A 13,061-nucleotide genomic window follows, 5' to 3' on the forward strand; every position below is an offset into this window, starting at 1 on the left:
AAATCTGGTTATAGAATTGTGATCGAGGATTGCATGGATGTCAAAAAAGATGAAACAGTATTAATATTGACAGATGATAAGAAGCTTGCAATTGGCAGTGCATTGTATGAGGAAGCAAAAGGATTTGCCAAAGAAGCCGTACTAATGGTAATGAAGCCTAGAAATGTCAGCGGTGAAGAGCCGCCAGAGGTTGTTGCTGAGGCCATGAGAAAGTTTGATGTGATCATATGCCCAACTTCTACGTCAATTACACATACAAATGCAAAAATCAATGCAGTTAAAGCAGGAGCTAGATTGGCAAGTATGCCTGGAATAACAAACGAGATGTTTGAAGCAGGTGCGATTACTGCTGATTATAATGAGGTAGAAGCACTTACAATAAAGTTTACTGAACTTCTATCTAAAGCAAAAACGGCTAAGATTATAAAAGAAGGTCACATTCTTCAAATGTCATTAGAAAATAGAAAAGGAGTTCCTAGTACAGGAATATATAAAAACCCTGGTGAAGCAGGAAATCTTCCTTCCGGAGAAGCATATATAGCACCTGTTGAAGATTCTGCAAATGGCAGTATGATAATTGACGGCAGTATGGTGGGAGTTGGGAAGCTGAGTTCTCCGTTACACATAAAGGTCAAGGATGGGAAACTTGTGGAACTTGAAGGTGAAGATGCCCATAAGCTTCAAATACTCTTTGATAATGATAATAATGCTACCATAGGTGAGCTGGGAATTGGTACAAATTCTGCAGCTAGGCTTACAGGGGTAATACTGGAAGATGAAAAAATATATGGAACTGTCCATATAGCTTTTGGCACTAATATATCCTTTGGCGGAATCAACAAAGCGAATTGCCACCTTGATGGGATTATAATCAATCCAACCTTATATTTAGATGATCAACTTGTGTTAGATAAAGGAAAGGTATTAATATAATTCAGGAGTGGTTTAATGAAGAAGATACAAATTACACTAACTGTAGAAGAAGGCAAAGAAATAATTGCTTTAGGCATGTTAAACCATCCGGTATTAATTAATACAATGAAAAACGGGAAGATGCTATTTAAAGGTGGAACTACTGTCTCTAAAATTACTGAAAAGTTGTTAGGAGTGCCGCTAAGGATAAGCGGCAGGATAACTTCACGAGGGACAGTGTCTACTAAGGATATAATTAAAGGGCCTCACTCCATCATTTATTATAAAGGACAGTGGACTAATATAGATGAAACAATAGTAGGTGAGGTTTTAAAGTTTACTGATAAAGACCTTATAATATGTGGGGCAAATGCATTTGATAATAATGGGAATGCAGCAATCATGGCTGGCAGCCCAGGCGGAGGGGCTGTTGGACAATCTTTGAGTTCTTGGTATACAGAAGGTGCAAAAGTAATAATCCCTGTAGGCATAGAAAAAATAATTCCAGGCGATTTAAACGAGATCATAAAAAGAACCGGCAGAAATGGGAAATCTCTATCTTGGGGGATGTCAGTAGGTTTGATGCCATTAAAAGGAGAATTATTTACTGAAATAGAAGCTATCAAAATATTAGCGAATGTTGATTGTTTTCCAATAGGTGCTGGTGGGCTAGGGGAGGCACACGGAAGTTCTACGCTGGAAATCTTAGCTCCAACAAATGAGGAATATGAAAAGATAGTTAAAATATTAAAGGAAGTTAAATCAAGGGATATAGAAGTCGGAGGTATAAAAGATTCTCTTGTAGAATGTGAAGCAATATGCAATAACTGCATCAGACATATAGGATGTGGATACAAGTCTAAGAAATTGCAGCTAATGTGAATAATTCCATGAGTTAGTGAAAAGCTCCTTTCTGGCAACAGAAAGGAGCTTTTATTGGTAACCTAATGTGTTAGATAAGGAACATTTTGAACAAATGAGTGATAGATAAAGGACTCATAAGCAGGGTTATGAAAGAAGATCCTAAAGATTTGACGGATAACTTCGTTGAAATATATGGAGGTTATTTTGCCGCTGAGGCAATCATGGGTTCAGAGGATCTTGAGGCACAATTAATGCTTCGTAAATTCAAAAGTAAAGCATATGAACATATGAAAATGAGAAGGAGGTAACTATGAATAGGGAAAATAAAAGAATCAAGTGCTATTATTGCGGCGATGTTTTCGGCAAAGTCGCCATTAAGAGGCATTTGGAGAAATGTAAGGTTAGGGAAGAAAAGAAGAAACCGGGAGAAGAGAAGTACTTTTGGATACAAGTTTAGAGTTATTATCAGAAAGAATATTGCATGTATTTGGACATATCCGCCAATGCCTCTCTGAAGGACTTGAATTTGTACACGAATATGATTTTGGTTCTACAACTGTATTAAAGTTAAAGGTACTGGCTATTCATACAGGAGCTAAACGAAAAGAAAAAGTAATATTAATGGCTCGGAATCTGCCGCCTGTCTTTGCTTGCGTGGAATGCGGGAAACAGGCAACACAATTATGCGGTTGTTGTATTTACGAAGAAGAAGCATTTTATTGTGATGAATGCGGCGCAGAACATGAATGCGGGGAGGATATGATGCTTCCTGTGGTAAATTCTCCTAGGATGGGGGTATGTGGGTATTGCGGTGAAGATGCGTGATTAATACCACACATCTAACGAACTTAAGAGAAGAAAGGAAATACAATTACTTCTTCCTCTTTTTTTGCAAAGCAAAGACATTGCAGATTTAGCTTTAGTAGTTGATAAAGCTGAATATTCATATATAGGAAAGACGATTTTAACATTAGAATGGGCTTATGTAAATTCTCGAAGAATTGTAAGACCTGATGTCGATTGGTTAAAAATATAAAACCGTGTTGACTTACTTATTGAAATTAGATATACTAATATCACATACTATAAAACATTTATTTTTACTATATTTAAAAAGTAATTTAGCAAAGTTTAGATTTACAAAGTATTACTAAGACTATATAAGAATTAAGGACTACCTAATGGTAGTCCTTATTATTTATAAAGCGTCTAATAAGTCAGTAGTGCCGGAAAGCATGAACTATGTGGCACTGACAGCGTTGGTCACGCCGAGGAGATATCGGGAGGACGCGCCTTTGCTATTGAAAACGGCTGCTATGTGACCCACCCGCCCAGTACGGAGTGAAGCCGAAATTCCAGTTAAAATGAAAAATCTTCTACAGTTTTTCTAAAAACCTTAAGTTCTTCATCATGAGTTCTTATGGAAAGAGAGCAATCTGGTGTAAATATAAATGGGATTGATTTGTTTTTCTCTAAAGTTTCTCTGGATTTTATATATATAGTTTCAGTTGCACCTGTTCCAAATAGTCTTTCATCTAATCCGCCCATGGGAGTCTTGTCTTTAATCCACTTTTTGCAATCATCTATTTGTGGATTGCCTGGAGCACTGGGAGCCCAATGAATAGAACTAATAGGATAATCTACAAAACGTTGCGGATTGCTGAATATGCCGCAAGTATGAAGGAGAACCATATGATCATTAACATTCTTAAGTACCATAATATCATAGGGTTCAACAAATTCTTTCCACTCATCCATAGTAAGATATCCTTCTCTAGCAAAGCCTATTATCGCATAAAACAATCCATCAGCACCAGACTCAATTACTTTAGCTGCATAATCTCCAATTGTTAAAGCGATTGCTTCAAGAGCTTTGTGTACCGCTTCCTTGTCTTTTTTTATAAAGTCCCAATCATATTTGTTTTGAAAATCCAGCATTGCTTCTGCTAAATCCTTTGTATTATGCTCTTTTTCAACAAAATGCCTCCATGATGAAATTGGTGGTCTATCAGGAAGTTCACCTCGTAGTACAGCTTCTAGTCGTTCTCTTTTTGTCCAAATTTTTTCCATTGTATTATATATCACCCTTTTATCTTTTTAATTTCACTAAGTATAATGAATGGCTAATACTTATTTTGCTGAATGATTTTTAAAACGGTCCATAATTAATTGCAATAGCTATCCAAACAAAAATTATTTGAAATACGAATAGTATACCAAACAGAGGAACATACCATTTGTAGTATTTTTCCAGAGGGACTTTAGCTATAGCACATGCTATAAGAACTAACATCGGCCATAAGTTATTTGAGTACCCATCACCAAAATGAAATATCAAGGTGGTAATCTGTCTATTCATCCCTATTAAATCAGATATAGGAGCGAGTATGGGCATAGTAACTGCTGCTTGTCCGCTGGCAGATGGAATAAAGAAGTTAAGCAAAGTCTGAAAAATTAGCATGATAACACTGCTAATATACAAGTTAAATTTACCAAGTACAGATGTTACGCTATGAATAATAGTATCAATAATATGACCGTTTTCAAAAATAACTACGCTTGCTCTGCCAAAACCAACTATAATGGCAGGCAATGCACCTCTTTGAAGGCCTTCTACAAAAGAGTTTGAAATGGTATTTAAAGGTAGACGATTGATCAATCCGATTATGATACCTAGAGCTAAGAATATTGCAGAAATTTGATCAAGTCCCCATTTGAGCTTTGTAAGGCCGTATACTAATAGTAAAATACCTAATAAGAATATAAACAAAGAAACTTTACGCGGACTTGTCATTTCCGTATTGAGACGTTCTTCATCAACACTGAAAGAGTCAAATTTTATATCGGCTAATAAACTCTTAGACGGATCTTTTTTAATTTTTCTTGCGTACCATAAAACATAAGCAATTGTTACTGCCGACATAACAACTAAAACAACAATTCTATATCCTAATCCTGAAAACATTGGCAAACCAGTAACTGAATGAGCAACACCAATACTATAAGGATTAATTGTTCCAGAGGCATATCCTGTACCTATAATAGTAAAAGTCATACCTATTGCAACTAAGGCATCAAAACCCATACTATTACATAATAGAACAAACATGGGTATGAAAGGAAATACTTGTGAGTGAGAAAAAGTTCCAGTGGATGACCAAGCTGCAAAGAATATCATAATAAGCGCCATAACAAAATATACTGATTTTTCACTTTTGCCCATTTTACGAATTGATGCAGCCATGGCAGCATCAATGCTTCCTGTTTTTTCTATAATGGCTATTGCACCAAATGTAATAAATACTAAGAAAGTAATTCCTGCTCCGCCTGTAAGTCCTTTAGGTATTGCTAATAACATTGAAAAAGGGCCAACTGGGGTTTTAGCGATATACTTGAAAGAATCTGGATCTACTAAAGTTCTTCCTGTAGCTTTATCTACTACTTTGTCGTATTGACCTGCTGGGATAATCCATGTCATAAGAGCAGCAACGATAATAACTATAAATACAATTACTAACATATTCGGAAATGCTCTTTTTTGTCTTAAGTTTTTCTCCATATTTATCCTATCCTTTCTATTATTTATTTTATAATATATCTGCTGGAAGAATACAAACTCCCCCCTTTCAGTTCTTTCAATAGATATATTATAGTTAATACTTAAGATTATTTAGCTTTTATCTCAGATCTTCTGGTATAGCAGATTCATAACGCTTACCTTCTGTTTTCAAATTAAATTCTTTTTTTGCTTTTTCTAATATACTAGGGTTTATTAATAGCTTGTACCCAGTTAGTGCAAAGGTTTTAGCTGCTGCAAGTACACCTTTATGAGCAAGACTTGATCCACTGCATGCTGTTTTTACCCAAGTGTGTGCCTGAGTCCCCATAACAGATGTGGCATATCTGAACTGTGCTAATGGTGCTATTTGGCTTACATCCCCGACATCTGATGATCCTGCCATTACAAGCCCTCTTTCAGGAAAGCCATTGTATACAAAATCATGCAGGCCAATTTCAAAATTCTCTCTTCTAATCCCATACTTTTGAGATATTATATCTATAGAGCTATCTGATATATTTTTCATCATCCCTTTAGCAAATTGTCTATCCTCTTCATCCCAAGCCGGAGCTCCTATCTCTAACATAGCCTCGAGAAGAACTTCTTCTAAAACTGTATTGGGCAATATTTCGCGGCAAGCACTTATTAATTCTACATCAAAAGTTGTTTCAGTCATAAGAGCAGCCCCTTTTGCAATGTTTAATAGTCTTTCATACAATTCTGTAACTTGATGCTTCTTAGGTGAACGAATTGCATATTGCACTTCAGCAAATTCTGGAATAATACTAACTGCATCGCCGCCTTTAGTAATTATGTAATGAATTTTTGCGTCACTAATCATATGCTCCCTAAGATAATTAGCTCCTACGTTCATTAACTCCACAGCATCTAAAGCACTCCTTCCATCATAAGGTGCTATAGCAGCGTGAGAAGATTTCCCATGAAATTTAAATTTAAGTCCTAGGAAGGAATTCGTACTGTACGATACAACACAATTAATATCTCCAGAATGCCAAGTCAAAATAACATCGCTATTATTGAAAACTCCTGCTGATGCCATATTTTGTTTTGCAAAAGGTCCTTCTTCGGCAGGACAGCCATAAAATACTATAGTCCCTGGTATATTCTTTTTTATCATTTCTTCCTTTAGTCCTATAACTCCACCAAGAACTCCTGCCGCAATAGAATTATGTCCACAGCCATGACCTGGTCCACCCTTTGTTATCGGCTCCTTATATGTTTTTACTTTTTGGGAAAGGCCAGGTAATGCATCGTATTCTGCCAAAACTCCTATCTCAGGCTTTCCAACCCCAAATTTTGCTACAAAAGCAGTGTCGATTCCAGCGACAGGTTTTTCTACTTTAAATCCATTTTCCGTAAGGATGTTTGCTAAATATGCTGATGTTTTATACTCTTCTAAACTAATTCCTGAGTACTGCCATATTATGTCATTTGCCTCAATAATTAAGTCTTTATTTTCTTCAATCCATTTGAATCCATGATATATCATACAATTTTCCTCCTTGTGATTTTATTTTTGAAATTAAGTATCAAATATATTGTGTAAATTCTATAATGCTCTATTTAAGAAAGTAGGAAAATACCTAAAAGAATATACTTGATTTTTCAAGTATATTAATAAAAAATATGTTTGCTTAATAATATTAAATACCTAGCAGTTTTATAAAATTATGTTATCCATGTCAAGTAAAATAAATTTTTTAGGGGGCTAATTATGAACTATAATCTATCAAAAGAAATTATTGCTAAAATAACATCTATATATAGGGCAATAACATATATAAATAAAGTTAGACTGCAAAACGAAAAATACCAAGGTAATCAATTGCCTTTTATTACTAGAATTCATGATAATCCTGGAATATCACAGGAAGAACTTTCTGTATTGTTAAAAATAGATAGAACTACTATTTCAAAAGCCATAAAAAAACTAGAAGACCAAGGAGCAGTTATCAGAAAAAAACCCCGTGATGATAAAAGAGTATGGCAATTATATGTATCTGATGAGCTGTTAAATGATTATCAGGACATTATTGATTATCTTAGATATTTATATTCCATAACAAATTGTCTTACAAAAGAAGAAATGGAAGTTTTATATATGTTACTTAACAAGGTTGAAAAAGAAGCAAGTATAATGTGGAGTAGATTTTCGGATTAAACTAGTAAAATATCTCATTTTAAGATAGACGATAATGACTTTAAGAGCATCAAATAATAAAAAACCTATATTGATCTCATGTATCACATTCACAAAGCACCTCTTATCTTCATACTATGAATAATATGAAGAAAGGCAGGTGCTTTTATGAACTATGCATTGATAATGTGCGGTGGTTCGGGAAGCCGGTTTTGGCCAAAGAGCAGGAAAGCTTATCCAAAGCAGTTTTTGAATCCCTTGGGTCCTGACACCATGCTGCAGTCCACGTTTTCACGCATAAGAAATCTTATACCCATTGAAAATATATATGTAGTAACAAATAAAAATTATGTGGACATAATACGTGAGCAGCTTCCGGAGTTGGGAGAGGATAATCTCATCGTTGAGCCAATGCAAAAGGAGACTGCTACCTGCATAGGACATTCTGCAGTAAGACTGATGAAAAAAGATTCCGAAGCGGTGATGGTTGTGCTGCCGTCAGATCACCACATAGAAAATGAAAATGCTTTTATCACCACCTTGCAGCAAGGCATGCTCATAGCGGAAAACAGCAAGCATCTAATTACCATCGGGGTAAAACCGACGCGGCCGGAAACCGCTTATGGATATATCCAGATCGGAAAAAAGATAGACGAAGAATGGCCTATTGATACTTATAAAGTGAGAAGGTTTACTGAAAAGCCCAATAAGGAGAAGGCGGCGGAATTCATTGAAGACGGCAGATATCTTTGGAACAGCGGCATGTTTATATGGAAGGCCTCTTCTCTGTTAAAACAATACAAGAAACATTTGCCTGAAATTTACGAATCTCTGAAAGCGATAAGGGACGGCTTGGGCACTGATAATGAGTTTTCCATCCTTGAAGAAGAATATGAAAAGATTGAAGGCATATCTATAGATTACGGCATCATGGAAAAATCTAAAGATGTATATGTTATTGAATGCAATTTCGGCTGGGATGATATAGGAAATTGGACAGCTATGGAGAGGTATATGGAAAGAGATGAATGGGGCAATCAGACTAAAGGGATATTCTTCCAAATGGATTCGCGAGACTGCATAGTTTGCGGAGAGAAGAGGCTTATAGCCGCTATAGGAGTAAATGATCTGATAATAGTGGATACGGATGACGTGCTGCTGATATGCAGGCGGGAGAGAGATCAGGACATAAAGGAGCTGCTGAGCAAGCTGGGTGAAAACGTGGAATTGAAGGATTATATATAGGGATCAGCCGCTGGCCACTGGCTTCTGGCCGCTGGCTTTGGGTATTCCTTTGGGGTTCTGGGGGACGGGGAACACGGATTAACACGGAGGGTTACGGATTTTCACTGAGAGATGGGATAATATGAGAACGGAAACCACTAAAAGACACTAAAGGCCACAAAAAACACGAAGAGAATTTAATGAAAATAATGATTTGAGGTGAGGCTATGATGAATACATATCAGACTATAAGCTTGATGCTTATGTTCGGGATGTTAGTTATAGCTTTGCTAAGTTTTCACGAAAAGAAAAAGTAGCTAAAAGATAACCACCCTGCACTTGCACTGCAGAGTGGTTAATTAAATTTTACTAAAAGGGAACCATTATAAATTCTTATCTTGCCGTGTTATTCCGTGTAAAATTCCGTGCTTTTCCGTGTTCGCCACCCTTTAGACCCAATAGGAATACCTTAATGCCAGAAGCCAGTAGCCAGCGGCTAGCAGCTGGCCAGTAAGGAATACCCTCATCCTGAGCTCTGAGCTCTGAGTTCTGAACCCTGAATCCTATCTCATAAACTCCGGCTTCTCCCCTATGCCGAGGCGGGTATTGTATGCATATTTTTCATTAAAGCAAAGATATATGGTTGGATCGGGCATCCTGCTTAAGGCATTGTATTTGCAATCTATGTATTTATAGCCATACTCATCCCTTATGACCACATAAGAAGAGTTCTCGCTTATTGCAACCCATGTTTCATCCGACTTGCCGAACAAGCCGGTATAAAGCCCGTAAGCCAGCAAGGCTTTATCCATGGCCCCTCCTTTTTTAGATTTAAGGCATGCTTCAGGATGAAGAAAAAAATCCACGGCCTTTTCTTCAATTTTTATTGTTGACAACACGCTCAAAATCCCTTCTATCTTGTCTTCTCTTTCCCTATTGGAGGAACCTATTTCAGAAGCCTTTACCTTCACTGCCGCCGACTCCCGGGCCGCTTCGGCATAGGCTTCCGGTTTTTCCACGAAGGCCAGGCCTCCGCTGTAGCGGCTGTAATCATATTGGCTCCCCGGATATTTACCTGCAAGATTTAGGATATACTTTCTGCACTTTAGGGACAGCAGCTCTCCCATGGCCATTCTCAAGGCATCCTTTGCCTCGCTCAGGGAAGACATGGAATTAGTATATTGAAAGTATGAAGTGTTATTTTGAAGCTTTTCATATATATCAAGCGTGTTAAAGGGCAGGAAATTAGTTGCTAATTCCTCGTTTTGAGCGAAGCTTTTTCTTACGATCCTGCTTGGCAGCAGCTCTTTTTTTAAGCTTAGGACTTTATTTATAGCATTTATGCTGTTTATTATATCTTCCTTAGGCATATTCGTGGAATTATCCTTGAGATTCAAGTAGTATCCGTCATTTTCAATGGATTTCAGCTCCTCTAAGGCATACTGCCGGTTTACTCCATGTATGAAGAGCATATTAGGATCAAGAGCATATCCGTCATCTATATTTGCAAATATGACAGAAGCATCTTCTCCCTCAAGGCTGAAAACCTCATCTCCATGAAAACCCGCTAAGCGCAAGAGTGCTGTTACGGATGGGATGTCCATATCCTTAGCAAGCATTAAAGCGGAGTCCAGAACCCCTGCATCTGCACTGGGAGGCAGTTGAAAAGCTTTTGTGCAGACATCCTTGTTCATGAAATATGAGGATATGATTCCCATACGAATGGCCTGAGATTGTTTTTTAGCGGCAGGATCAATAGAAAAGGCTTCCTTATAGTCTTTCCTGTCATTATTTGATATGTTTTTTTCTATCAAATGTATATTATCTTTTTCCAAAGCAATCTCATCGGATATCAGCTTTATATTATACTCAACCACATCCTGTGCCCTGGCTAAGGTTTCTTCAGCCTTATTGTGATCAAGAGTTGTGAGGGTCGTCAATTCTAGAAGCTCGGCTTTACGTATTTCGTTATCCTGTATGAGATAGACCCCGGGCTCCATATAGCTGTTCTCGGTCAGATACTGGGCCATAAAGCTTATAGCGGCTTTGGCCCCTTGCAGAGAACTGCTTTGAATAACTATGGCATGTCTGTAGTTTTCTGCGTTGGGTATTACCTGAACTATGCCCAGATCGCTCCCGGGATAATTCTCTGTTACCTTTATATAAGTTGAATTTTGCTTCTCCATCTCCAATATGGATGCATTATCGTAGGCGGTGCCCAGCAGTATTATATCACCCGAGTTCTGGAGATGATCGATATCTAAAAAAAGCTTAGAATTCAAAGCTTTTGCCATGCCTTGGGCATTGGCAAAGAGAAGGCTGCTGTTTCCCACTACCACAGAGGGCCGGCTGTAAGCATGAAAATAGTAATCTTTGATCTTCCAGGCGTCATCTTCTTTGGAAAAATAGATGCTTCTGGTCTGTTCGCCGGACTTCTTCTTGCCGTTCAGCGACATTTCCCACTGAGTATTTACTATTGCCTCCAAACCCTCTCCATATCTTTTCAAGCCTTGAATACTGATGGAAAAGTTTTTGAATTTTATGTTCTGAGCCTTTACTGAGAGGATATTCTCATTTATTTTATTCAAGAAAGCGCAGTCGGGAGAAAAGCAAGACATATAACCCTCTATATCCATAGACAGGACAGAACCTGCCAGAGTATCGAGGGTCTTTTGTACTTCAGCCCCTTCCGGCAATTCATATACGGTTACGTTATCAGATTTAAAGCGGCATCCAAACAGAAAGACGGATGCCAAAGCAAGCATAAGCAATAATATTTTCTTCATTTGTCCACCTATAAATATTAATATTTAAATTCTTAATATGAAGCAAATGCGACAAAAGAGGAGACGGAAACCACTGAAAGACACGGAATTTTTCACGAAAAAACACAGAAGGATTTTTTATTTATTAATCGCTAATCTCTAGCTTTTACTACTGATTCTATCATTTGAGTATTCCGCTAGAGTTTAAATTAATAATTTCATGCAACTTTAATATTATAAAATTTTAGTGATTCTCTGTGCAGTTTCAGTGACTTTTCGTGTTCCCCGTTCCCCATTTGCTTGTTGCACATTTTTTATATATTAATAATATAGCCAGATTGAAACAAATTCAATACATGGCTATAGCTTCCTCATAAACCTTAACGGTTTCCAGAGCTGTTTTTCTCCAGGAAAATTGATATGCTCTCTTCATCCCTTTCAGTGAAAGCTCTTGACTCAAGCTTGTATTTGTCAGCACCTCATACATGGAATTTGTCAGCTCATCCGGATCATAGGGATTCACCAGGATGGCTCCTCCGTCAACGATTTCAGGGATCGAGGTTACATTTGATGTGATAACGGGTGTGCCGCAGGTCATCGCTTCAAGGGGAGGAAGGCCGAACCCCTCATAAAAAGACGGGTATACGAAAAGGCTTGCACAATTATAAAACAATGGCAGATGCTCATAAGGTATATAGCCGGTGAAGACGACCCTATCTTCTATCCCCAGTGCATAAACCTTCTTTTTCATTTCATAATGATCATCCTTGGAGGCTCCCAGAATCATCAGATCATAACGTCCGGGCAATTCCTTATAAATAGCCTTATAAGCATGGAGCAATCCATCTACATTCTTTCTTGGGCTAAAGCCTCCTACGTACAGTATATAATCTGTGGAGTAGTTATACTTGTGCTTCAGCAAATCCCAGGCTGTATCCTTATCCATATGCCTGAATATGCTGTCTGCCGCCAGATAAGTTACCTTTATCTTTTCCTGAGGCACATCGAAATACTTTATGATATCATCCTTGGAGTATTGAGACACAGTTATAATAAGGTCGGATTTATCCAAAATGAACGGCATCTCTGTGGTGAACTTATCCAAGTAGCTTTTACCGCAGGTTTCAGGCATTGTGTATGGTATGAGATCATGTACTGTGACCACATATTTGGAATATTTCCTGACAGGAAGACCAAGACCATTTTGAGGAAGATGAAAAACATCAGGCTTCAATTGCTTTAATCTTTTGGGCAAATAACACTCATCCCAAAACTTTTTGTTTCTCTCGCCAAAAAGGATCACTTGAATATTTTTCTTGGTTGCAAAGCTTTCGTAGCCCCCGTTGGGCCAGAAAAAGCTGTAATGATTGTCACTATCTATGGCTTGGATGTTTTCCATCAGTCTCATGGTATACGTTCCTATGCCTGTGCCGGCATAAAGCTTTGCCCCTCTTATATCTATACAAGCGTGCATGTGCTCACCTCGTTTTTAAATCTTAGGCCTCAATTATATATACAGCAAGACATAATATATTATAATCATTACTCATCATTTTTGTGACAGCTGAGGTGCCAT

14 protein-coding genes are annotated in these 13,061 nt (G+C 37.6%); 9 read left to right on the forward strand and 5 right to left on the reverse strand.

Annotated features, from left to right (window positions below):
* The first annotated feature begins 33 nt into the window (after nucleotides 1–33).
* From LJD61_RS05590 to LJD61_RS20685, 6 genes are all read left to right on the forward strand, one after another.
* Nucleotides 34–933: an aminopeptidase gene (locus LJD61_RS05590; RefSeq protein WP_255226534.1), complete on the forward strand. Its 900-nt coding sequence runs from the start codon at nucleotides 34–36 to the stop codon at nucleotides 931–933.
* 15 nt (nucleotides 934–948) lie between these two features.
* The gene (locus LJD61_RS05595) at nucleotides 949–1,794 is read left to right on the forward strand and encodes a hypothetical protein (RefSeq protein ID WP_255226535.1); all 846 of its coding nucleotides are present in this window, start codon (nucleotides 949–951) and stop codon (nucleotides 1,792–1,794) included.
* 128 nt (nucleotides 1,795–1,922) lie between these two features.
* Nucleotides 1,923–2,084 (forward strand): hypothetical protein, encoded by a 162-nt coding sequence (locus LJD61_RS05600; protein WP_255226536.1) that lies wholly within the window; start codon nucleotides 1,923–1,925, stop codon nucleotides 2,082–2,084.
* A gap of 2 nt (nucleotides 2,085–2,086) precedes the next feature.
* On the forward strand, nucleotides 2,087–2,233 hold the full coding sequence (locus LJD61_RS05605; RefSeq protein ID WP_255226537.1) for a hypothetical protein: 147 nt from the start codon (nucleotides 2,087–2,089) through the stop codon (nucleotides 2,231–2,233).
* Nucleotides 2,218–2,601, forward strand: coding sequence for a hypothetical protein (locus LJD61_RS05610; RefSeq protein WP_255226538.1), 384 nt, complete (start codon nucleotides 2,218–2,220; stop codon nucleotides 2,599–2,601). The genes LJD61_RS05605 and LJD61_RS05610 overlap by 16 nt, the downstream gene beginning before the upstream one ends.
* A gap of 40 nt (nucleotides 2,602–2,641) precedes the next feature.
* A complete protein-coding gene (locus tag LJD61_RS20685) occupies nucleotides 2,642–2,812 on the forward strand; it encodes a DUF3825 domain-containing protein (RefSeq protein WP_408614925.1) in 171 nt (56 codons plus the stop codon).
* A gap of 323 nt (nucleotides 2,813–3,135) precedes the next feature.
* Here the strand turns inward: LJD61_RS20685 and LJD61_RS05615 are convergent, their stop codons facing one another.
* From LJD61_RS05615 to LJD61_RS05625, 3 genes are all read right to left on the reverse strand, one after another.
* On the reverse strand, nucleotides 3,136–3,846 hold the full coding sequence (locus LJD61_RS05615; protein ID WP_255226539.1) for a uroporphyrinogen decarboxylase family protein: 711 nt from the start codon (nucleotides 3,844–3,846) through the stop codon (nucleotides 3,136–3,138).
* Nucleotides 3,847–3,925: 79 nt separating this feature from the next.
* On the reverse strand, nucleotides 3,926–5,335 hold the full coding sequence (locus LJD61_RS05620) for a YfcC family protein (protein ID WP_255226540.1): 1,410 nt from the start codon (nucleotides 5,333–5,335) through the stop codon (nucleotides 3,926–3,928).
* 118 nt (nucleotides 5,336–5,453) lie between these two features.
* Nucleotides 5,454–6,845 carry an amidohydrolase gene (locus LJD61_RS05625; protein ID WP_255226541.1) on the reverse strand — a complete coding sequence of 464 codons (1,392 nt, stop codon included), beginning with the start codon at nucleotides 6,843–6,845 and terminating at the stop codon, nucleotides 5,454–5,456.
* Nucleotides 6,846–7,070: 225 nt separating this feature from the next.
* On the opposite strand from LJD61_RS05625, the gene LJD61_RS05630 reads away from it, so the two are divergent.
* The 3 genes from LJD61_RS05630 (at nucleotide 7,071) to LJD61_RS20690 (ending at nucleotide 9,037) form a co-directional block, all read left to right on the forward strand.
* Nucleotides 7,071–7,517 carry a MarR family winged helix-turn-helix transcriptional regulator gene (locus LJD61_RS05630; RefSeq protein WP_255226542.1) on the forward strand — a complete coding sequence of 149 codons (447 nt, stop codon included), beginning with the start codon at nucleotides 7,071–7,073 and terminating at the stop codon, nucleotides 7,515–7,517.
* A 147-nt stretch (nucleotides 7,518–7,664) separates the two neighbouring features.
* Nucleotides 7,665–8,741, forward strand: a complete 1,077-nt coding sequence (locus LJD61_RS05635; RefSeq protein ID WP_255226543.1) for a mannose-1-phosphate guanylyltransferase — start codon at nucleotides 7,665–7,667, stop codon at nucleotides 8,739–8,741.
* A gap of 209 nt (nucleotides 8,742–8,950) precedes the next feature.
* Nucleotides 8,951–9,037 carry a putative holin-like toxin gene (locus tag LJD61_RS20690; protein ID WP_408614927.1) on the forward strand — a complete coding sequence of 29 codons (87 nt, stop codon included), beginning with the start codon at nucleotides 8,951–8,953 and terminating at the stop codon, nucleotides 9,035–9,037.
* 246 nt (nucleotides 9,038–9,283) lie between these two features.
* Here LJD61_RS20690 and LJD61_RS05640 read toward each other — a convergent pair whose 3' ends face one another.
* A complete protein-coding gene (locus tag LJD61_RS05640) occupies nucleotides 9,284–11,506 on the reverse strand; it encodes a hypothetical protein (RefSeq protein ID WP_255226544.1) in 2,223 nt (740 codons plus the stop codon).
* Nucleotides 11,507–11,834: 328 nt separating this feature from the next.
* Complete coding sequence (locus tag LJD61_RS05645; RefSeq protein ID WP_255226545.1) at nucleotides 11,835–12,959, reverse strand: glycosyltransferase family 4 protein; 1,125 nt, start codon at nucleotides 12,957–12,959, stop codon at nucleotides 11,835–11,837.
* Nucleotides 12,960–13,061: the final 102 nt, after the last annotated feature.

The sequence above is a fragment of the Lutispora saccharofermentans genome (genome assembly GCF_024363565.1).
GTDB classification, from domain to species: domain Bacteria; phylum Bacillota; class Clostridia; order Lutisporales; family Lutisporaceae; genus Lutispora; species Lutispora saccharofermentans.

Bases quoted from the DNA above. Each gene is read 5' to 3' on its own strand.
- LJD61_RS05590 (WP_255226534.1), top strand. From the start codon at position 34: ATGGATGTCAAAAAAGATGAAACAGTATTAATATTGACAGATGATAAG.
- LJD61_RS05595 (WP_255226535.1), top strand. From the start codon at position 949: ATGAAGAAGATACAAATTACACTAACTGTAGAAGAAGGCAAAGAAATA.
- LJD61_RS05600 (WP_255226536.1), top strand. From the start codon at position 1,923: ATGAAAGAAGATCCTAAAGATTTGACGGATAACTTCGTTGAAATATAT.
- LJD61_RS05605 (WP_255226537.1), top strand. From the start codon at position 2,087: ATGAATAGGGAAAATAAAAGAATCAAGTGCTATTATTGCGGCGATGTT.
- LJD61_RS05615 (WP_255226539.1), bottom strand. From the start codon at position 3,846: ATGGAAAAAATTTGGACAAAAAGAGAACGACTAGAAGCTGTACTACGA.
- LJD61_RS05620 (WP_255226540.1), bottom strand. From the start codon at position 5,335: ATGGAGAAAAACTTAAGACAAAAAAGAGCATTTCCGAATATGTTAGTA.
- LJD61_RS05625 (WP_255226541.1), bottom strand. From the start codon at position 6,845: ATGATATATCATGGATTCAAATGGATTGAAGAAAATAAAGACTTAATT.
- LJD61_RS05630 (WP_255226542.1), top strand. From the start codon at position 7,071: ATGAACTATAATCTATCAAAAGAAATTATTGCTAAAATAACATCTATA.
- LJD61_RS05635 (WP_255226543.1), top strand. From the start codon at position 7,665: ATGAACTATGCATTGATAATGTGCGGTGGTTCGGGAAGCCGGTTTTGG.
- LJD61_RS20690 (WP_408614927.1), top strand. From the start codon at position 8,951: ATGAATACATATCAGACTATAAGCTTGATGCTTATGTTCGGGATGTTA.
- LJD61_RS05640 (WP_255226544.1), bottom strand. From the start codon at position 11,506: ATGAAGAAAATATTATTGCTTATGCTTGCTTTGGCATCCGTCTTTCTG.
- LJD61_RS05645 (WP_255226545.1), bottom strand. From the start codon at position 12,959: ATGCACGCTTGTATAGATATAAGAGGGGCAAAGCTTTATGCCGGCACA.